This window comes from Streptomyces sp. MCA2 (assembly GCF_023544705.1).
Classification (GTDB): domain Bacteria; phylum Actinomycetota; class Actinomycetes; order Streptomycetales; family Streptomycetaceae; genus Streptomyces; species Streptomyces decoyicus.
Map to the genome: position 1 here is coordinate 1 of NZ_JAMJFM010000063.1, position 18,908 is coordinate 18,908.

Genomic DNA, 18,908 nt, shown 5'->3' on the forward strand with positions numbered 1-18,908 from the left:
AGTCGATGAAGGCCGGCCGGGCCGAGGAACTCCTCGCGCTGCCCCTGGACGAGCGCCTCCAGCGGCGCATCATCGACGGGGAGAAGAACGGCCTGGAGGCGGATCTCGACGAGGCGCTGCAAGAACGGCCCGCGCTCGAGATCGTCAACGACACCCTCCTGGAGGGCATGAAGGTCGTCGGTGAGCTGTTCGGCTCCGGGCAGATGCAGCTGCCGTTCGTGCTCCAGTCCGCTGAGGTCATGAAGACCGCGGTCGCTTACCTCGAACCGCACATGGAGAAGTCCGACGCGGAGGGCAAGGGCACGATCGTGCTGGCCACCGTCCGTGGTGACGTCCATGACATCGGCAAGAACCTCGTCGACATCATCCTGTCCAACAACGGCTACCACGTCGTCAACCTCGGCATCAAGCAGCCGGTCTCGGCGATCCTGGAAGCCGCCGAGGAACACCGCGCCGACGTCATCGGCATGTCCGGTCTCCTGGTCAAGTCCACGGTGATCATGAAGGAGAACCTCGAGGAGCTCAACCAGCGCAAGATGGCGGCCGACTTCCCCGTCATCCTCGGCGGCGCCGCGCTGACCCGCGCCTACGTCGAGCAGGACCTCCACGAGATCTACGAGGGCGAGGTCCGCTACGCCCGCGACGCCTTCGAGGGCCTGCGCCTGATGGACGCCCTGATCGCCGTCAAACGCGGCGTGCCCGGCGCCACCCTCCCCGAACTCAAACAGCGCCGGGTCAAGGCCGTCCCCGTCCAGGTCGAGGAACGCCCGGAAGAGGCACCTTCCCGCTCCGACGTCGCCCTCGACAACCCCGTCCCCGCCCCGCCGTTCTGGGGCACCCGCGTCAGCAAGGGCATCCAGCTCAAGGAGTACGCCTCGTGGCTGGACGAGGACGCCCTCTTCAAGGGGCAGTGGGGCCTCAAACAGGCCCGCACGGGCGACGGTCCGACCTACGAGGAGCTGGTGGAGACCGAGGGCCGCCCCCGGCTGCGCGGCTGGCTCGACAAGCTCCAGACCGAGAACCTCCTCGAAGCGGCCGTCGTACACGGCTACTTCCCCTGTGTGTCCAAGGGCGAGGACCTGATCCTGCTGCACGAGGACGGCACCGAGCGCACCCGCTTCACCTTCCCCCGCCAGCGCCGCGGCCGGCGCCTGTGCCTGGCCGACTACTTCCGCCCCGAGGAGACCGGCGAAACCGACGTCGTCGGACTCCAGGTCGTCACCGTCGGCTCCCGGATCGGCGGCGCCACCGCCGAACTCTTCGAAGCCAACTCCTACCGCGACTACCTCGAACTCCACGGCCTGTCCGTCCAGTTGGCCGAAGCACTCGCCGAATACTGGCACGCCCGGGTCCGCAGCGAACTCGCCATCGGCTCCGGCGATCCGGCGACCCTGGACGGCATGCTGCGCACCGAGTACCAGGGCTGCCGCTACTCCTTCGGCTACCCCGCCTGCCCGGATCTGGAGGACCGGGCCAAGATCGCGGTCCTGCTGCGGCCGGAGCGGATCGGTGTCGAGCTCTCCGAGGAGTTCCAGCTGCACCCCGAGCAGTCCACCGACGCCCTCGTCGTCCACCACCCCGAAGCCGGCTACTTCAATGCGGGAGGCCGGGGATGAACACCCTTCGCGACACGCTGGCCACGGGGGCACGCTCGCTGTCCTTCGAGTTCTTCCCGCCCAAGTCCGCGGCCGGTGAGCGGGCCCTGTGGCAGGCCATCCGCCGTATCGAGCCGCTGTCGCCGACCTTCGTCTCCGTGACGTACGGGGCCGGCGGCTCGTCCCGCGACCGCACGATCGACGTCACCAAGCGGCTGGTCGGCGAGACCACGCTGCGGCCGGTCGCGCATCTCACCGCCGTCGGCCACTCGGTCGCCGAACTGCGGCACATCATCGGGCAGTACGCGGACGCGGGCGTACGCGATGTGCTCGCCCTGCGCGGCGATCCGCCCGGCGCGCCCAACGGCCCCTGGCGCCCGCACCCGCAGGGGCTGCGCCACGCCCAGGAGCTGGTGACGCTGGTGAAGGAGTCGGGTGAGTTCAGCGTCGGGGTGGCCGCCTTCCCGGAGCGGCATCCCGCTTCGCCGGACTGGGACAGCGACATCCGGCATTTCGTCGCCAAGTGCCGGGCCGGCGCCGACTACGCCCTCACCCAGATGTTCTTCCGCGTGGAGGACTATCTGCGGCTGCGGGACCGGGTCGCCGCGGCCGGCTGCGAGACCCCGGTCATTCCCGAGATCATGCCGGCCACCGATGTCCGCCAGATCCGGCGCTTCGCCGAACTGAGCCATGCCGCGTTCCCCGAGGATCTGGCGCACCGGCTGGAGGCCGCCCGCGATGACCCCGCGGCAGCCCATCGCATCGGCGTCGACCACGCCACCATGATGGCCGAGCGGCTGCTCGCGGAAGGAGCCCCCGGCCTGCACTACATCACCCTGAACCGGTCCACCGCGACACTGGAGATCCACCAGAACCTCGGCCTGTCCGCCGCCGTCGCACGGCACCGACCGGACCGACACCAGTAGGAGGACGACCCATGCATCCCCTGGTCCCGGCGGAGGCCGGCACATGAAACTCCTGGTGACCGGCGGAGCCGGCTTCATAGGCTCCCACTACGTCCGTACACTCCTCGCCGGCGGCTACCCGGGCCATGAGCAGGCCGCGGTGACCGTCGTGGACAAACTCACCTACGCGGGCAACCGGGCGAACCTGCCGGCGAGCCATCCGCGGCTGACCTTCATCGAGGGGGACGTCTGCGACCGGAGCCTGCTCCTCGGTCTGCTCCCGGGCCACGACGCGGTGGTCCACTTCGCCGCGGAGTCCCATGTCGACCGCTCACTGACCGACGCCGGCGCGTTCGTGCGCACCAACGTCGGCGGCACCCAGACGCTGCTCGACGCCTGTGTCGCCGCCCGCATCCAGCGGGTCGTGCACATCTCCACGGACGAGGTGTACGGGTCGATCGCCGAGGGCGCCTGGACCGAGGACCACCCGCTGCTGCCCAACTCCCCCTACGCCGCGTCCAAGGCGTCCGCCGATCTCGTGGCCCGCTCGTACTGGCGCACCCACGGTCTCGATCTGTCGATCACCCGCTGCTCCAACAACTACGGCCCCTACCAGCACCCCGAGAAGCTGATACCCCGGTTCGTCACGAACCTGCTCCAGGGAGAACCGGTGCCCCTGTACGGGGACGGCAGGAACGTACGGGAGTGGCTGCACGTCGACGACCACTGCCGGGCCATCCAGCTCGTGCTGACCCGTGGGAAGGCCGGCGAGGTCTACCACATCGGCCAGGGCAACCAGCGCTCCAACCGGCAGATGACCGAACTGCTGCTGGAGCTGTGCGCTGCGGATCCGCACCTGGTGCGCTCGGTGCCGGACCGCAAGGGCCACGATCTGCGCTATGCGCTGGACGACGGCAAGATCCGCCGTGAGCTGGGGTATGCGCCGGCGGTCAGCTTCGCGCGGGGCCTGGGCGAGACGGTGGCCTGGTATCGCGACAACCCGGCCTGGTGGAAGCCGCTGAAGGACGATCCGCAGTGAGCGGCGCGCTTCGCCGTACCCGGTGCGCGGCTCGTCTGAGCGGCAGCCGCGCACCGGGCGCAGGCGAGACCCCCGGTCGCGGGGCGGACGGATAAGGGGTGGTGCGGCCCGCGGGCCGCACCACCCCTCTTCGCTGCTGCCACCGGGCCGGTCAGCCGCCGGCCGCGCCCAGCAGCACCGCCGAGTAGTTCTTGCGGGCCGCCGTGTCGTACTGGAGCGCAATATGACCGGCCGCGGAGGTGACGTCGCGCCACAGCCGCTGGAGCGGTGAGGACTCCCCCAGGCCCCCGGTGCCCGCCGCCCGGACCAGCAGGCCGACGGCGTCGGTGCACAGCTCCGCGGCGAAGGTGGCGTTGCGTTCGTTGCGGGCCATGTGCTCGGGGGTGAAGCGGCGCTCGTCGAGCACCTCGGCGTTCTGCTCGACGAGGTGGCGTGCGGCGTCGATCCGGCCGGAGGCACGGACCAGCAGCAGTTCGTTCGACGGGTTGCGGCGCCGGCCGGTCATGGTCGCCGCGCTCGCGGCCAGCGCACCGGCGGCGGCACCCACGACCGGTGCGATGAAGGTGAGTCCGCCGACGGCCTGGAACGGCACGTTGTGCGCGGCCACATCGGAGTCGATGCTGCGGCCGGCCAGCATGTCGGCCCGGTCGAACGACAGATGACCGGGCACGGCGACCCCGTCCACCGACACCGTGTGGCTGCCGGTGGCGCGCATCCCCACGTTGTCCCAGGTCCGCTCGATGGTGCAGACCTCGCGCGGCAGGGCGAAGAACCGCATCAGGGGCGGCCCGTCGGCGCCGTCCGGGCCGCCGGCCACCGCGGCGCACACCAGCACCCGGTCGGCGAAGTCGATACCGCTGACGTACGCCCAGCGGCCCGAGAGCCGCCAGCCGTCGCCGTCGGGCACCGCACGGCCGCCGGGCATCAGCGCGGTCGCGATCACCGGGTCCGGGCTCGCGCCCCAGACCTCCTGGTGGCCGCGGGCGGGCAGATGGCTGGTGAAACGGGCCGAGTAGGCGCTCAGCGAGGCACACCACGCGGTCGCCGCGCAGGCCTCCCCGATCGTGAGGACCGCGCGGGTCAGCTCCGCGAAGGTCCCCTCGGCACCGCCCCAGGAGCGGGCCACGAAGTGCCGGGCGAAGCCGGCGCCGCGCAGCGCGTCGATGACGTCCGGGGAGAGGGAGCCGGTGCGGTCGGCCTCGGCCGCGTGCACGGCCGCGAGGATGCGCACCTTCTCCGCGGCCGGGGCGAGCCCGGTGTCCAGCTGTGTATCGGCAGGCATCCTCATGTCCTCCTGTGATGGCGGGTCTGTGGTGCGGTGCTCTGTGCGGTGATCCGTGCAGTGATCTGTGCGGTGATCCGTCAGGGTGCGGGGGCCGCCTAGAGGTCGGCTGGACCGTGGCCGGGGCGACGGGAACCTCCGCGCGCGGCCGGACCGGCGCGGGCCGGAACCGGCGAGGCCCCGGACCGCGCCGTTGGGGTCCGGGGCCTCGGTGGGCAGGGGCGTACGGGGTGCGGGCGTCCCTGCACGGTGGCGCGGCGCGTCCTGGGGTGGTGGACACACCGCGCGCCACACGGCGGCGGGGGCACCGCCGCGGGAGTCGGTGGCGGACGGGGGAAGAGGCGGGCCGCAGGCATCGTGCCCGGCCACCTCGTTCCGTCTGCCGTCTGCTGTCGGCTGTCGGCTGTCGGCTGTCAGATGGCGCGGGCGAACCGCTCCAGCGTCTCCCCCGGGCTCGGCCCGTCCAGGGCCTTGAAGATGCCGAACGCGCCCTCGCCGTGCCGGTGCAGCTTGACGTGGGCCAGCTCCACCTTCGTGGTGTGGGCGTCGACGGCCGTGAAGTCGACCTCGATCTCGCTCGCCCGCTCGTCGTCCGGGATCGACTGCCAGTGCCCGTCGATGCGCCAGGTCATCACGAGGCGGCGCGGCGGGTCCCACTCCAGGACCCGGCCCCAGGCGATCTCGTTGCCGTCCACGTCCCACTCGTAGTAGCGGCCGCCGACGCCGGGTTCGAAGGCGAGGCCGGCGCGTTCCTTCTTGACGAGGATGTGCGACGGCGGCCACCAGTCGGCGGGCCGCTCGGTGAACACCTTGAAGCAGTGCTCGGGTGTGGCCGCGACCGTCACCGACTTGCGTACGTCCGGGATCGTCTGCGGCGGTGTCGGTGCCTGTGTCTGCTCGGGCACGGCTCCTCCTTCATGTCCTTCAGGGCTGGGCGCACCGGCACGCTGACCCGTCCGCCTCGACACCGCGTCGAGCCCCGCTCGACCCGCCGCCGTACGCCGCCCGCCCGGTCGCCGCCCCCGCCGCGACGCTCCAGAGGCAGTCGAGACCCGCGCAAGGCCGCGCCGCCACCGTCGGCAGTCCGCGGCCACGACAACGGGAGAGCACCATGACTGACGCACCACGACGAGTCGCCTTCGTCACCGGCGCCACCAGCGGGATCGGCCTGGCCGTCACCGAGCTGCTGGCCCGTCAGGGCAGTGCCGTGTTCGGCGTGTCCCGGGGCGAGGAGAATGTGCACAGCACCGTCAAGCGACTGCGCGCGGAGGGGCTGGAGGTCTCGGGGACCACCTGCGACGTCTCCTCGCCGGAGCAGATCCACGCGGCGGTCCTGGAGGCCGTCGGGACCTACGGCCGCATCGACATCCTCGTCAACAACGCGGGGCGCAACGGCGGCGGCGAGACCGCGAAGATCGACGACGCGACCTGGCTCGATGTCATCGACATCAACCTCAACAGCGTGTTCCGGGTCACCCGCGAGGTGCTGACCACCGGGCGGATGCAGGACGGCACCTGGGGCCGGATCATCAATATCGCGTCGACCGGCGGCAAGCAGGGTGTGGTGCTGGCGGCGCCGTACTCCGCCTCGAAGCACGGCGTCGTCGGCTTCAGCAAGGCCGTCGGTCTGGAACTCGCCAAGACCGGGATCACCGTCAACGCGGTCTGCCCCGGTTTCGTCGAGACGCCGATGGCACAGCGCGTACGCCAGGGCCACGCCGAGCACTTCGGCATCTCGGAACGGGACGTCCAGGACAGGTTCGAGGCCAGGATCCCGACCGGCCGCTACGTCACCCCCGAGGAAGTGGCCGGTCTGGTGGGCTACTTGGCCACCGACGCCGCCGCCTCGGTCACCGCGCAGGCGCTCAACGTCTGCGGCGGACTCGGCAATTACTGATCCGGCACCCCGCCGCGGACGACAGAGACGGAGCCCCACCGATGACCGACCCCGGCACCACCCTGCTGGAAGTTCCCGACACCGCCACGTTCCGGGCGGCCATGGGGAACTTCCCCACCGGCGTCACCCTGCTGACCCAGGGCATCGGCGACGGGACGATCGTGATGACGCTCAACAGCCTCGCCTCGGTCTCCCTCGACCCGCTGCTGATCCTGGTGTCCGTGAAGAAGGAAGGCCGGATGCGGCCGCGGATCCGGCACGGCGGCGGCTACGCCGTCAACGTGCTCGGCGAGCAGCACCACCACCTCTCCACGGAGTTCGCCCGCCCGGACCGCCCCGAGGGGCAGCAGGCGATGGCCCGCATCGGCGCCGTCGAGGGCACCACCGGCAATGCCGTCATCCCGTCCGCGGTGGCGGCCTTCGAGTGCCGGCTGGACAGCGAGTACGAGGCCGGGGACCACGTCCTGCTGATCGGCCGGGTGGTGTCCGTGCACCGCGCGACCGACCGGGCCCGGCCGCTGGTCTTCCACCAGGGCCGCTACACCCGGCTCTCCGGCACCCAGGAGACCGCGTGAACGCCCCCGCTGCCGCCCTCCGCACCCCGCTGTCCACTGCCGGAGCGCCCACCCTGCGGGAGCTGGCCGACGGCGTCTACGTCTACGAACAGCCCGACGGCGGCTGGTGTCTGAACAACGCCGGAGTGATCACAGGAGGCGGCCGGTGCGTCCTCGTCGACACGGTCGCGACCCGCGCCAGGGCCGAGCGGCTGCGCGACGAGGTGACACGCGTGGCACCCGGCGGCCCGGACACCGTGGTCAACACCCACTTCCACGGCGATCATGTCTTCGGCAACTCCCTCTTCACCCCGCGCGCCACGGTCATCTCCCATGAGGGGACCCGCAGCGACATGGCCGAGTCGGGGCTCGGTCTGTGCCACCTGTGGCCGGACGTCGACTGGGGCGAGGTCACCCTCGCCCTCCCCGACCAGACGTTCACCGAGCGGCTGACCCTGCGGGCCGGTGAGCTGACCGTCGAGCTGCTCCATGTCGGCCCGGCCCACACCGCCGACGACGTGGTCGTCTGGGTGCCCGAACACAAGGTGCTGTTCACCGGCGATGTGGTGTGGTCACAGGTGACGCCCTACGTCCTGATGGGCTCCCTCACCGGCTCCCTGCGCGCGCTGGAGCGGTTGCGCGCCCTGGGACCCGAGACCGTGGTCTGCGGCCACGGCCCGGTCGCCGGACCCGAGGTACTGGACGCCACGGAGGACTATCTGCGCTGGGTGGGCCGGCTGGCCGAGGACGGTCTGCGGGCCGGCCGCAGCCCGCTGGAGACGGCCCGCGCCACCGACCTGGGCCGCTTCGCCGGCCTGGTGGACGCCGAGCGCCTGGTAGGCAACCTGCACCGCGCCTACGCCGAGGCCACGGGCCTGCCCCCCGGCGCCCGTATCGACGTGGCGGCCTCCTTCAAGGAAATGGTCACCTACCTCGGCCGCCTCCCGGCCTGCCACGCCTGAGGGCCGCTCCCCATCGGGGCGGCGACCGCGTCCCGGCAAGCGGTGAGGGCGGTGGGAGATCTCCCACCGCCCTCGCCGCCGCGTGCACCGCCGGACTCCCCCTGTGCGTACCGCTGTCCGCGCCTCGCGCCGTACCGAGGGCAGTGCCGGGGCCGTACCGGGAGCCGTGCCCTCAGAGGGCGACCGGGCTGTCGCGGTGGATCACCCGCGACTGCGTCAGCAGCTGCCCGTCCCGCCGCACCAGCACATCCTCGACCGTGAAGGTCGGTTCGAAGGTCACCACGCCCGCCCGGTCGGTCCGGGTGACCAGGGAGTAGTACGACACCCTCAGCGCCGCACCCTGCCGGTCGACGGGCTCGATCAGCAGATGGTCGAACCAGTGCCGTACGGCGATGTCGCGGTAGCGGGGCAGCGCCGCCCGCATCCCGGCGACCATGGCCTCCCGTCCCTTCGCCAACTCGCCGTTGGCGTGCAGCACTTCACCGTCCTCGGTGAACGTCGCGGCGAAGCCCTCGATGTCCAGGGCGTCCACGCGGCGCATCTGGCGCGCGTAGAAGGTCCGCACCTCGGCGTAGAGGTCCCCGGTGACCTGACTTTCCGTTGCCCGTACCGCCTGCGACACGGCTGCTCCCTCCGCTGAACGCCGGCCGCCACGGACGGCGGCCCGGTCACGGCCCACTCTTCCGCCTGGGACTTCAGTACCTCTCCAGCGGCGCTGGAGCTCGGCAGCCGTCAGCCGGCCGGTCACCCCGCACCGCCTTCACTGGGCCATTGGTACAGTCACGACGCCCAGGAAGCCCACCCGGTGAGGAGGCCGTTGCAGCATGGCCGTGGATGCCCTCGATGCCCAGATCCTGCGGCTGCTGCTGGAGCAGCCGCGCACCAGCGTGCGGGAGTACGCGCGTCTCCTGGGTGTCGCCCGGGGAACCGTCCAGGCGCGCCTCGACCGCCTCGAACGGGACGGTGTGATCACCGCCTACAGCCCCCTGCTGTCCCCCGCGGGGCTCGGTCACCCCGTGCTCGCCTTCGTCCACATCGAGGTGACCCAGGGGCATCTGGAGGAGGTGGCCGATGCGCTGGCGGAGGTCCCGCAGATCATCGAGGCGTTCTCGACGACCGGTGGCGGTGATCTGCTGACCCGGGTGGTGGCACGGGACGCGGCGCATCTGGAGGATGTGATCCAGCAGCTGATCAGCGTGCCGGGCGTGGTCCGCACCCGTACGGAAGTGGCGCTGCGCGAGCGGGTGCCGCACCGGATGCTGCCGCTGGTCGAGGCGGTGGGCAGCGCCGCCGGGCCGCGATGAGGCGCCGCTTGGCATCCTGGTGGGTATGAGCGCCTCCCCCGCCCCCCAGGTCACGCCGGCCCCACCCGCTCCGGTGATCTTCGATCTCGACGGCACGCTGGTCGACAGCGAGCCCAATTACTACGAGGCCGGGCGCCGGCTGCTGGCCGGGTACGGCGTGCCGGACTTCAGCTGGGAACAGCACAGCCGCTTCATCGGCATCGGCACCCGCGAGACGCTGGAGATCCTCAGCGGGGAGTTCGGTATCGACGCGCCGGTCGAGGAGCTGCTGGAGGGCAACAACCGCACCTATCTGGAGCTGGCGCGGGCGCACACCGCGGTCTTCCCCGAGATGCGCGCTTTTGTGGAGCGGCTGTCGGCGGCCGGGCATCCGATGGCGGTGGCGTCCGGCTCGTCCCGGTCCGCGATCGAGGCGGTGCTGGCCGGTACCGGGCTCGATGCGCTGCTGACCACGATCGTGTCCGCCGAGGAGGTGGCACACGGCAAGCCCGAGCCGGATGTGTTCCTGGAGGCGGCGGGCCGGCTCGGTGTCGATCCCGGGGACTGTGTGGTGCTGGAGGACGCGGCGCCCGGTGCGCTCGCGGCACACCGGGCGGGGATGCGGTGCATCGCCGTCCCGTATGTGGCCGCCACCGCCGACGACCCGGCGTTCCTGAGCGCCGGGCTGCTGTTCAAGGGCGGTCAGGGGGAATTCACGGCGCGGGCCGCGTACGACTGGATCGGGCAGCCGGTCCGCTCTTCCCCCTGACCGGCGCGGTCACTCCAGGTCGAGGGACTTGCATGCGGCGGCGAGGTCGCCGGCGCAGAGCAAGTCGGTCCGGACCGTGCCGTCGCTGACGACGGTGTCCTTCATGTTCTTCCGGGTGACGATCTGCGCCTTGAACAGCGTGGCGGGGATGCCGGTCTTGCTGCTGTTGTCGGCGGTGGTCGACGTCAGGGACTTGATGCTCTTGCCGCGCAGCAGGCGGAAGGCGATTTCGGCGGCGGTCTCGGCCTCCGGCCTGACTTCCTTGTAGATGGTGAAGGACTGGGTACCGGCCACCAGCCGCTGCAACGCGGGGAGTTCGGCGTCCTGGCCACCGAGCGGCACATTCTTGAGACCGGCCGACTTGAGCGCGGCGGCGATACCGCCCGCCATACCGTCGTTGGCCGAGTAGACCGCGTCAAAACCCTCCGGTCCCTCGGCGTTGATGACGTCGGTCATCTCCTTCTTGGCCGCCTTCGCGGACCAGTCGGGGATGCTCTTCTCGTAGATGATCTTGCGGACCTTGCCGTCCAGGACGGCGTGCGCGCCCTTCTTGTAGGACGGCGCGTTCGGGTCGGTCGGGGAACCGTTCATCATGACGACGTCGGAAGTGGCCGCCTGGGAACCGAGGGCGGCGAGGATCCCCTGCCCCTGGAGCCGGCCGATCTTCTCGTTGTCGTAGGAGACATAAGCCGCGACATCGCCCTCGGCGAGCCGGTCGTATGCGATGACCTTGACGCCCTTCTTGGCGGCCGAGTCCACCCAGCCCTTGACCGCCGCGGCGTCGACCGGGTCCAGGATGATGACCTTGACGCCCTTGTCCACGAGAGCATCGAACTGTCTCTTCTGGGCGTCGACCTTCTGCTCGGCATTGTGGTAGTCGAGCTTGCATTCGAGGCAGAGCGAAGCAATGCGCGAAGAAATAATGCGGCGGTCGAACTTCTCGTACCGGGCCGCTTTGCTCTCCGGCAGGAGCAGCCCGATGGAGTCCTTGCCGGCGCCGGCGTCCTGTTGCTCACTCCCACAGGCCGCCAAGGGCGTCGCGAGCGAAAGCGCCATTGCGCCGGTGAGGGCACGCCGCATTATTGCATTCATTTCCGGTACCTCCAAAGGGGCCGCCTGACCGGCCCAGAACGGCTGAATTGAACGCCATCTCCGGCCCTACCGTCAAGAATCGAAGCAAGAACGATATGGAAGCGAGCTGTGCGTTGACCCTCTGAACCCCCGTCACTCGCCGACGTTCCGGACAGTGCCGAAACGGTCAATTCATTCCGTAACACTCCGGAACGTTCCCGTTACCGGCCCCGCCGCTTCGGCCGCACAAATCGGGAGAAAACCGGTTTCTTCACCCCCGGCCGTCGCGCCAACCATGCGATATCCGAACGGAGTTGGACGACCGCACCGGACATCGAACTCGCGCGCGGGCATGCCTTACGGCCTTTCACCGCACCCGCCGACCGCAAGAAGTGGAGGGAAATAGATGCTGGGCGCAGCTTTCCGAGTCGGCCGCCAAGCCGAGCGGGCAAGTGGTCAAGACCAATCGGAGCCGGGCCGACGGCGTCCGGGCGCGGTACCCGTCACAGCCCTTTCCGCTCCGCAGTCAAATACGGCGCCAGAAATAGGGAATCCTGGGAATGTCTTCAGCATAATTTTCGGCCCGGGCTCTCTTCACCAAGAGAACCCGGGCCATAACCACCCCTGTATCGCGTGAAGCACGGTGCGCGGAACAGCCGGAAGGGCCGGTCCCAGGGCCCTGGGACCGGACGCGACCGCACCGGGTCAGCCCACCCAGCCACCCGTCAGGCCGAGCACCGCCGAGCCGTCCAGGTCGGTGAGCTTGGTGCCGGTGAAGCCGCGTGCCCAGTCCGACGTCTGGAGGCGGAACGCGGGCCGGTCCGCGGTGAGCGCCTCCAGCACGGCCTCGGCTGCCTCGGCCGGGGTCTGCGCGCTGCCGAGGAACTGCGCGACGGTGCGGTCCAGGTACGCCTTCAGCGCGTCCGCGTACGGGCCCGCGGCGGCGACCTCGCCCTCCAGGTCGACCCCGATGTTGTTGACGAACTCGGTCGCCACGGCGCCGGGCTCGACGACGGAGACCGTCACCCCCAGCCGCGCCGCCACCGGCGCCAGGCTCTCCATGTAGCCCTCGACGGCGAACTTGGCCGCGCAGTAGGCCTCGTTGAAGGGCTGCCCGACGACCCCGCCGACGCTGGTGACGGTGATCAGACGGCCGCCGGTCGCGCGCAGATGAGGCAGCGCCGCCTTCGACACATGCAGCACGCCGAAGAAGTTGACCTCCATCACCTTGCGTACCTCGGCGACGGCCTCGTTCTCCAGGGTGCCGAGATGTCCGGCACCCGCATTGTTGATCACGGCGTCGAGGCGGCCGTGATCGGCGATCACCCCGTCGACCGCGGCGGCGACGGAATCCTCATCGGTGACATCGAGCTGCCGGACATCGAGCTCCACCCCCGCCTCCGCGGCCGCCGTGCGCAGCGCGGCGGCACGGCCGGTGTCGCGCAGCGTCGCCACGACCTGCCAGCCGGCCTGCGCCGCGGCGACCGCGGCGGCCAGGCCGATGCCGGAGGACGTGCCGGTGATCAGAACAACCTTGGAAGACATGGCGGACCTTTCGGCTCCGTACGACGGAGCAAATTAAGTGCGTGTACACACACCATAGACATTATGTGTGCGCACACGCAACCGGTAGCCTTGCCGCATGGCGAAAAGGAAGCTCACCCAGGCCGAGATGCCCGTGGCCGACCACGCGTTCTACGGGCTGGTCTGGGCCGGAACCGTCCTCACCGAACGCGTGGACCGCGCCCTGACCAAGGCCCACGACCTGCCGGTCTCCTGGTTCGAGGTGATGCTCTGGCTCGCCTCCAGCCCGGACCCGGTCCCGGCCTCCGTGCTCGGCAACAGCACCATGCTCAGCCGCAGCCAGGTCTCCCGCGTCGTGGACGCCCTCCAGAGCCGCGGGCTGGTCACCCGCACCCCCTCCGCACGTGACGCACGCTCCGTCGAGGTGTCCCTCACCCCGGAGGGCCACCAGCTCTTCGAGGAGGCCGAAGCCACCCGCCGCTCCTGCCTGGCCCCGGTCTTCACCGACCTCCTCGACCAGAAGGACCTCGAAGCGCTCAGCACGGTGTGGCAGAAGCTCAAGGCCAACAAGGACGGCCAGGACAGCTGAGGGCCGTCCCGTGTTCCCTCGCGGGCCGGGGCGAGCCAGGGTGGACCGGACGGTGCCGTCGGTGCCTCAGTGGGTGATCGTCCGGGCGATGTCGAGCGTGAGCCGCTGCCAGGGGTCGCGTGGGTCGCGCGTGGTGAGGTCGCTGATGCGGCGCAGGCGGTAGCGCAGCGACTGGGGGTGGAGGCCGAGCCTTCGGGCGGCGGCGTTCGCGGAGCCGGTGTCGAGGTAGGTCGTGAGCGCTTCCATGAGGTGGTGGCGGCCGGGCTGGACGAGCGGGCCGAGGATCAGCCGGCCGATCTGGTCGGGAGTGGTGGCGGGACGTCCGCCGAGCAGCGCCAGCACCTGGGCGTCACCGTCCGTCAGGACCCGCGCCGGGTGGTGGGCGTGCGCGGGCGCCGTGTCCAGGGCATCGGCCGCGAGCCGGTAGGCGACGGCGATACGGTCCGGGCTCTCCCCCGAGATGGCGCAGCCGCGCAGGCCCCGCTCGCCCAGCGCCCACGGAGCGGCCCCGCCGGCCGCGGCGGGCAGCAGCAGGACCACGCGCGAGCCCCGGACCGTCGCCAGCGAGGTGACCTCACCGCTGTGGCCGTCGAGCGCGACGAGGAGCCCGACGGCCGTCTCCTGCGTCACGGCCGTGCCGTCCCCGTCGGCGTGCTCCGCCACCAAGAGGCAGTAGGGGTCCGGAAGTTGCCGTCCCAAGCGGGCGGCCCGGTCGGTCAGCGCGCCGACGGAGGCGTGCCGTCCCGCGATCAGGTCGTCGAGGAGCAGCCGCAGCGCGCGGTCGCGGTCGGCGGTGAGGTCCTCGCTGGTGGCGGTGTAGGCCGTGGCCATCTCCTCGGCGAGCGTGTCGAGGGTGGTCAGCGCCATCCGCGCGAGCGCGAACGCATCCGGGGCACCCGGCGGCGGTGTGGCGGCCGCGACCTCGTCCGTCAGCACCGTCGCCGCGACGCGGTAGGCCCGCAGGACCGCCTGCATGGGGCGGCCGTCCGCGGCCCGCGCCGCCGCGATACCGCGGAACCGCCGGAGGTCGGCCGGGGTGAGAGCGCTGTCGGTGACCCAGAGATGCAGCAGCCGGTCCAGCGCCCAGGCGGCGATGGCACGCACCTCCTGGAGCCGGCTGTCGTCGAGCACGGCGTAGGCCGGGACCTGTTCGCGCACGGCGGTGACGATCGCCGCGACGACCCGCGGAGCGGCGATCAGCTGCTGCCGGACACGTTCCCGTTCCTTCATCACAGGGTGATGATTCCACCCGCGTGTTGTGCGCACCGCGGTGGACGGGTGTTGTCACTGTCGCCAGGATCGCGGGTGAGCACGCAGTCTCAGCGACGAGAGGCGGGACGTACGGATGGCGAAGCACTGGGCCGACTTCCAGTACGAGATCTATCTCCACGGCATGACGGGCGCCGTGCCGCGGCTGCCGACCGATCTGACGCGCCTGGAGGAGCTCGCGGAGCGGCGCCTCGGCCCCGGCCCGGTCGGCTACGTGGCGGGCAGCGCGGGCACCGGCAGCACCGCCGACGCGAACCGGGCGGCACTGCACCGCCGGCGGATCGTCCCCCGCATGCTGCGCGAGGTGCACGAACGCGATCTGTCCGTGGAGATGTGGGGCCGCGCCCTGCCCGCGCCGCTCGCGCTCGCGCCGGTGGGGGTGCTGTCGATCATGCATCCGGAGGCCGAGCCCGGTGCCGCGCGGGCCGCGGCGGCGCAGGGCGTTCCGTACATCCTGTCCTCCGCCTCCAGCACCCCCATGGAAGAGGTCGCCGAGGCGATGGGTGACGGGGAGCGGTGGTTCCAGCTGTACTGGGCGAAGGACCGCGAGGTCACCAGGAGCTTTCTGAACCGCGCGAAAGCGGCCGGTTACACCGCCCTGTTCGTCACGCTCGACACCCCGCTCCTCGCCTGGCGGCCGCGCGATCTCGACCAGGCGTACCTGCCGTTCCTGCACGGTGTGGGCACCGCCAACTACTTCACCGATCCCGCGTTCCGGGCGGGGCTCGCCAAGCCGGTCCAGGAGGACCCGAACGCGGCCGTCATGCACTTCCTGGGCATGTTCGCCGACCCCGCCAAGACCTGGCCCGACCTGGCGTTCCTGCGCGAGAACTGGGACGGCCCGATCGTGCTCAAGGGCATCCTGCACCCGGAGGACGCCCTGCGGGCCGCCGAGGCCGGCATGGACGGTGTGGTCGTCTCCAACCACGGCGGCCGCCAGGTGGCGGGCTCCGTCGCCGCCGCCGACGCGCTGCCCCGGGTGGTCGAGGCGGCGGCCGACCGGCTCACCGTGCTCTTCGACAGCGGCATCCGCACCGGCGACGACATCTTCAAGGCGCTGGCCCTGGGCGCGAAGTCGGTGCTGGTGGGGCGCCCGTACGCCTATGGGCTCGGCCTCGACGGCCAGGCCGGCGTCGAGCATGTCATCCGCTGTCTGCTCGCCGAACTCGATCTGACCCTCGCACTGTCCGGGCACTCCCGCCCGGCCACGCTGACCGCCGACGACCTCATCAAGGAATCCGCATGACCACCACGCCGGACCCGGCCCCCGCCACGGAGCCGCAGACCGTGCACCACGTCCTCGCCGTCGTCTCGCCGCACGTCGGGGGCCGCGCCGCCGGCGCCGCGCTGTCCGGCCTCTTCCCCGGGCAGACCCGCGTCACCGTCGTCGAGAGCACCGACGAGGACCCGGCGGCCCTGCGCGACGCCCATCTCCTCATCACCGGCCTGGCTCCGGTCACCGCCGCACACCTCGCCGCCGCACCGTCCCTGGAGCTGGTCCAGTGCGCCAGTCACGGCTTCGACTACGTCGACCTGGACGCGGCCCGCGAACGGGGTATCCCGGTCTGCAACATCGGCTCCAGCGGCGCGGAGAAGCAGAACGTCGCCGAGCAGACCTTCGCCCTGATGCTCGCCCTGGCCAAGCAGCTGGTCCCCGCCCACACGGCCCTCGTCGAGGCCGACTGGGCACTGCCGCGCCTCCAGCAGTCCATCACCGAGCTGTCCGGCAAGACCCTCGGCATCATCGGCCTGGGCCACATCGGCGAGGAAGTCGCCCGCCGGGCCGTCGCGTTCGACATGAACATCGTCTACGCCGGGCCGCGGCCGGTGGCCCCGGAGACCGCGGCCCGCCTCGGCGGTGCCCGGCATCTCAGCCTCGACGAGGTGCTGCGCACCTCCGACTACCTCAGCCTGCACGCCCCGCTCACCGACGCGACCCGCAACCTCCTCGACGCGGAACGCCTGGCCCTCCTCAAGCCCACCGCTTTCGTGATCAACACGGCCCGCGGCGCCCTCATCGACCAGGACGCCCTCGCGGACGCCCTGACCTCCGGGGCCCTCGCCGGCGCCGGTATCGACGTCTTCGACCCCGAACCGCCCACGGCGGCCCTGCGTCTGCTCAAGGCCCCCAACGTGGTGCTCTCCCCGCATGTCGCGGGCGTCACCCGCGAGACGCTGGTCCGCATCGCCCTGGCCGCCGTCCAGAACGTCATCGACCACCTGGCGGGCAAGCCGCTGCGGGACATCGTCTCGTAACGACCGCACCGCGGCCGGCCACCACCGGCGCCCGCGCACTCCCGCACGACCGGCCCGAGCCGCGTACGTGCGGGAGCAGCCGGACGTCGAAGCCGATGCCCCCACCGAGCCCCGCCCAGCCCTCGCGCCCTGCCCCGGGGCCCCATCGGGCTCGTTCGCGCATTCCGGCCATTGTTCGGCGCACGGATGCGGTACCGGTCCGGCCTCAGATGTGATCACCATGGTCGGCGTCTCGCCGACCAGGCCGGCCACTCCGGTCGGCTCGTCACCGGCCTCGCGTCCGGGAAGCCTCGGCGGGACACCCTCACCAAGGCATCCCAGGCCGTTCCGCGCTCCGTGACGGCCGCATCAGGAAAGGCTGGTTCACGCTCGTGGAACCCCGTGGAGGCACCCGTTGGGCAATGGGTGGACTGCTCGCCGGAGGCATACTCGTCAACTTCCTCGACCGCACCGCGATATCGGTGGCGAGCTCCTCGATCGCCGCCGACTTCGGGCTGGACCTCCAGCAGCTCGGTGTGGTCCTCTCGGCCTTCACCTGGTCGTACTGCCTGGTCCAGTTACCCGCCGGCCTGCTGGTGGACCTCCTGGGAGTCTCGCGGCTCACCCGGATCGCCTCCGCGCTATGGGCCGTTGCCGGTCTGCTGACCGCGGTGGCCGGCGGAGTGGGCCCGATCATCGCGGCACGGCTGCTGCTCGGGGTGGCCGAGGGGCCCTCGATGGTCGGCGCCTCCAAGGCGACCGCGGCGTGGTTCCCCCTCAGTGAGCGCGGTATGGCGACGGCGATGTTCGACGGAGCCACCAAGCTGGCCAACATGGTGGCGTTCCCGGTGCTGGCGTTCGTGATGAGCGAGTGGGGCTGGCGGGCCGGTTTCCTGTTCACCTCCGTGATCAGCGTGCTGTTCACCGCCGTGTGGTGGTGGGGTTACCGGGACCCGTCCACGGCCCGCTCGCTGCGTCCGGCGGAGCGGGAGTTCATCCTCGAAGGCGGGGCACGAGACATCGACCGGGGCGGGGCACGGCAGTTCCGCTCGGCGCTGCGCTCCGGCAGGATCTGGCTCCTGTCCTGCGGTTTCGCCTGTTACGGCTACACCATCAACATCGTGCTGACCTGGATGCCGGAGTTCCTTCAGCGGGAGTTCCACGTACGGCTGCTCCAGTCCGGCATCTACTCGATGATTCCGTGGGCGGTGGCGACGGTGGCCGAACTCCTCGTCGGGGGATGGCTGGTGGACCGGCTGGTGCGCCGGGGCCGCAACCCGTGGACGGTCCGCAAGACCGTGCTGACGTGCGGGCTGGCGCTCGGCGCGACGATCGGCGCCGCGGGGAGTGCCGGGTCTCCCGCCGTCGCCGTCGTCTGGATGTCCCTGTCCCTGGCGGGCCTGGCCATCGCCGCGCCCGTCGCCTGGGGTCTGCCGGGACTGCTCGCACCGCCGGGAACGGTGGGCGCGGTCAGCGGACTGATGAACTTCCTCAATACGGCGGCCACCGCCGGCGGCGTCCTGCTCACCGGTTGGCTGGCCCAGGCGACCGGATCGTTCCACGCACCGTTCCTCTTCGCGGTCGCCGTACTGGCCGTCGGGATCGCGCTCTACTGGCGGGCGCTGCGCCCGGCCGCGCTGCCGGACTCCGGCCCGGTGCGGAAACTGCACCGGGTCTGAGCCCCCGGTCCGTCGCCTGGTGCAAGGACAACGCACCTGCGTGACATGGGCAGTTGTTGTGTCTGTCATCACAGATTCGCCCTGCTGGGCCGGGGAATCCCTAGTATGGCTCGGCAGTTCTCGGCAGGGGGGCATGGAAAGCAGTGATGCACACCGTCGGCCCGACCCGGCCCAGGTCTGACACCACATCAGAGCACCCACGGCAGTCGCCGGAGCTCACCGATCCCGCCCCGGACACGACCGGTCCGGCGTCAC

18 protein-coding genes are annotated in these 18,908 nt (G+C 71.2%); 12 read left to right on the forward strand and 6 right to left on the reverse strand.

Features of this window, described 5'->3' with window-relative positions; genetic code table 11:
- From M8I34_RS35435 to rfbB, 3 genes are all read left to right on the forward strand, one after another.
- On the forward strand, positions 1-1,616 hold a 1,616-nt coding region (locus M8I34_RS35435), incomplete at its 5' end, for a vitamin B12 dependent-methionine synthase activation domain-containing protein (RefSeq protein ID WP_250056816.1).
- On the forward strand, positions 1,613-2,521 hold the full coding sequence (gene metF / locus M8I34_RS35440; RefSeq protein ID WP_250056818.1) for a methylenetetrahydrofolate reductase [NAD(P)H]: 909 nt from the start codon (positions 1,613-1,615) through the stop codon (positions 2,519-2,521). The genes M8I34_RS35435 and metF, both read left to right, overlap by 4 nt.
- A gap of 43 nt (positions 2,522-2,564) precedes the next feature.
- On the forward strand, positions 2,565-3,539 hold the full coding sequence (gene rfbB, locus M8I34_RS35445) for a dTDP-glucose 4,6-dehydratase (protein WP_250056820.1): 975 nt from the start codon (positions 2,565-2,567) through the stop codon (positions 3,537-3,539).
- 151 nt (positions 3,540-3,690) lie between these two features.
- Here rfbB and M8I34_RS35450 read toward each other — a convergent pair whose 3' ends face one another.
- Complete coding sequence (locus M8I34_RS35450; protein ID WP_250056822.1) at positions 3,691-4,821, reverse strand: hydrolase; 1,131 nt, start codon at positions 4,819-4,821, stop codon at positions 3,691-3,693.
- Between the two features lie 413 nt (positions 4,822-5,234).
- Positions 5,235-5,726, reverse strand: coding sequence for an SRPBCC family protein (locus tag M8I34_RS35455; protein WP_048828939.1), 492 nt, complete (start codon positions 5,724-5,726; stop codon positions 5,235-5,237).
- Between the two features lie 206 nt (positions 5,727-5,932).
- On the opposite strand from M8I34_RS35455, the gene M8I34_RS35460 reads away from it, so the two are divergent.
- From M8I34_RS35460 to M8I34_RS35470, 3 genes are read left to right on the forward strand one after another with little or no spacing between them, the layout of a single operon-like run.
- Positions 5,933-6,718: an SDR family NAD(P)-dependent oxidoreductase gene (locus tag M8I34_RS35460; RefSeq protein WP_250056824.1), complete on the forward strand. Its 786-nt coding sequence runs from the start codon at positions 5,933-5,935 to the stop codon at positions 6,716-6,718.
- Positions 6,719-6,759: 41 nt separating this feature from the next.
- Positions 6,760-7,293 carry a flavin reductase family protein gene (locus M8I34_RS35465; protein ID WP_250056827.1) on the forward strand — a complete coding sequence of 178 codons (534 nt, stop codon included), beginning with the start codon at positions 6,760-6,762 and terminating at the stop codon, positions 7,291-7,293.
- Complete coding sequence (locus M8I34_RS35470) at positions 7,290-8,234, forward strand: MBL fold metallo-hydrolase (protein ID WP_250056829.1); 945 nt, start codon at positions 7,290-7,292, stop codon at positions 8,232-8,234. Before M8I34_RS35465 ends, M8I34_RS35470 begins: the two co-directional genes overlap by 4 nt.
- Positions 8,235-8,406: 172 nt before the next feature.
- Here the strand turns inward: M8I34_RS35470 and M8I34_RS35475 are convergent, their stop codons facing one another.
- Entirely contained in the window at positions 8,407-8,856 is a 450-nt protein-coding gene (locus M8I34_RS35475) for a nuclear transport factor 2 family protein (protein WP_250056830.1), read from the reverse strand.
- A 202-nt stretch (positions 8,857-9,058) separates the two neighbouring features.
- On the opposite strand from M8I34_RS35475, the gene M8I34_RS35480 reads away from it, so the two are divergent.
- Positions 9,059-9,538, forward strand: coding sequence for an Lrp/AsnC family transcriptional regulator (locus M8I34_RS35480; RefSeq protein ID WP_250056832.1), 480 nt, complete (start codon positions 9,059-9,061; stop codon positions 9,536-9,538).
- Positions 9,539-9,563: 25 nt separating this feature from the next.
- Positions 9,564-10,286: an HAD family phosphatase gene (locus M8I34_RS35485; protein WP_250056834.1), complete on the forward strand. Its 723-nt coding sequence runs from the start codon at positions 9,564-9,566 to the stop codon at positions 10,284-10,286.
- Positions 10,287-10,295: 9 nt separating this feature from the next.
- On the opposite strand, the gene M8I34_RS35490 is transcribed toward M8I34_RS35485, so the two are convergent.
- Positions 10,296-11,378, reverse strand: a complete 1,083-nt coding sequence (locus tag M8I34_RS35490; protein WP_250056844.1) for a sugar ABC transporter substrate-binding protein — start codon at positions 11,376-11,378, stop codon at positions 10,296-10,298.
- 684 nt (positions 11,379-12,062) lie between these two features.
- On the reverse strand, positions 12,063-12,902 hold the full coding sequence (locus M8I34_RS35495) for an SDR family NAD(P)-dependent oxidoreductase (RefSeq protein WP_244417521.1): 840 nt from the start codon (positions 12,900-12,902) through the stop codon (positions 12,063-12,065).
- A 97-nt stretch (positions 12,903-12,999) separates the two neighbouring features.
- Here M8I34_RS35495 and M8I34_RS35500 point away from each other — a divergent pair, with 97 nt between their 5' ends.
- Entirely contained in the window at positions 13,000-13,470 is a 471-nt protein-coding gene (locus M8I34_RS35500; protein WP_250056846.1) for a MarR family winged helix-turn-helix transcriptional regulator, read from the forward strand.
- Between the two features lie 66 nt (positions 13,471-13,536).
- Here the strand turns inward: M8I34_RS35500 and M8I34_RS35505 are convergent, their stop codons facing one another.
- Entirely contained in the window at positions 13,537-14,700 is a 1,164-nt protein-coding gene (locus tag M8I34_RS35505; protein ID WP_250056848.1) for a CdaR family transcriptional regulator, read from the reverse strand.
- A 115-nt stretch (positions 14,701-14,815) separates the two neighbouring features.
- Between M8I34_RS35505 and M8I34_RS35510 the strand changes: the two genes are divergently transcribed.
- From M8I34_RS35510 to M8I34_RS35520, 3 genes are all read left to right on the forward strand, one after another.
- Positions 14,816-15,985: a lactate 2-monooxygenase gene (locus tag M8I34_RS35510; RefSeq protein WP_250056850.1), complete on the forward strand. Its 1,170-nt coding sequence runs from the start codon at positions 14,816-14,818 to the stop codon at positions 15,983-15,985.
- Entirely contained in the window at positions 15,982-16,995 is a 1,014-nt protein-coding gene (locus M8I34_RS35515; protein WP_250056852.1) for a 2-hydroxyacid dehydrogenase, read from the forward strand. The genes M8I34_RS35510 and M8I34_RS35515 overlap by 4 nt, the downstream gene beginning before the upstream one ends.
- 401 nt (positions 16,996-17,396) lie before the next feature.
- Positions 17,397-18,653: an MFS transporter gene (locus M8I34_RS35520; protein WP_250056854.1), complete on the forward strand. Its 1,257-nt coding sequence runs from the start codon at positions 17,397-17,399 to the stop codon at positions 18,651-18,653.
- Positions 18,654-18,908: the final 255 nt, after the last annotated feature.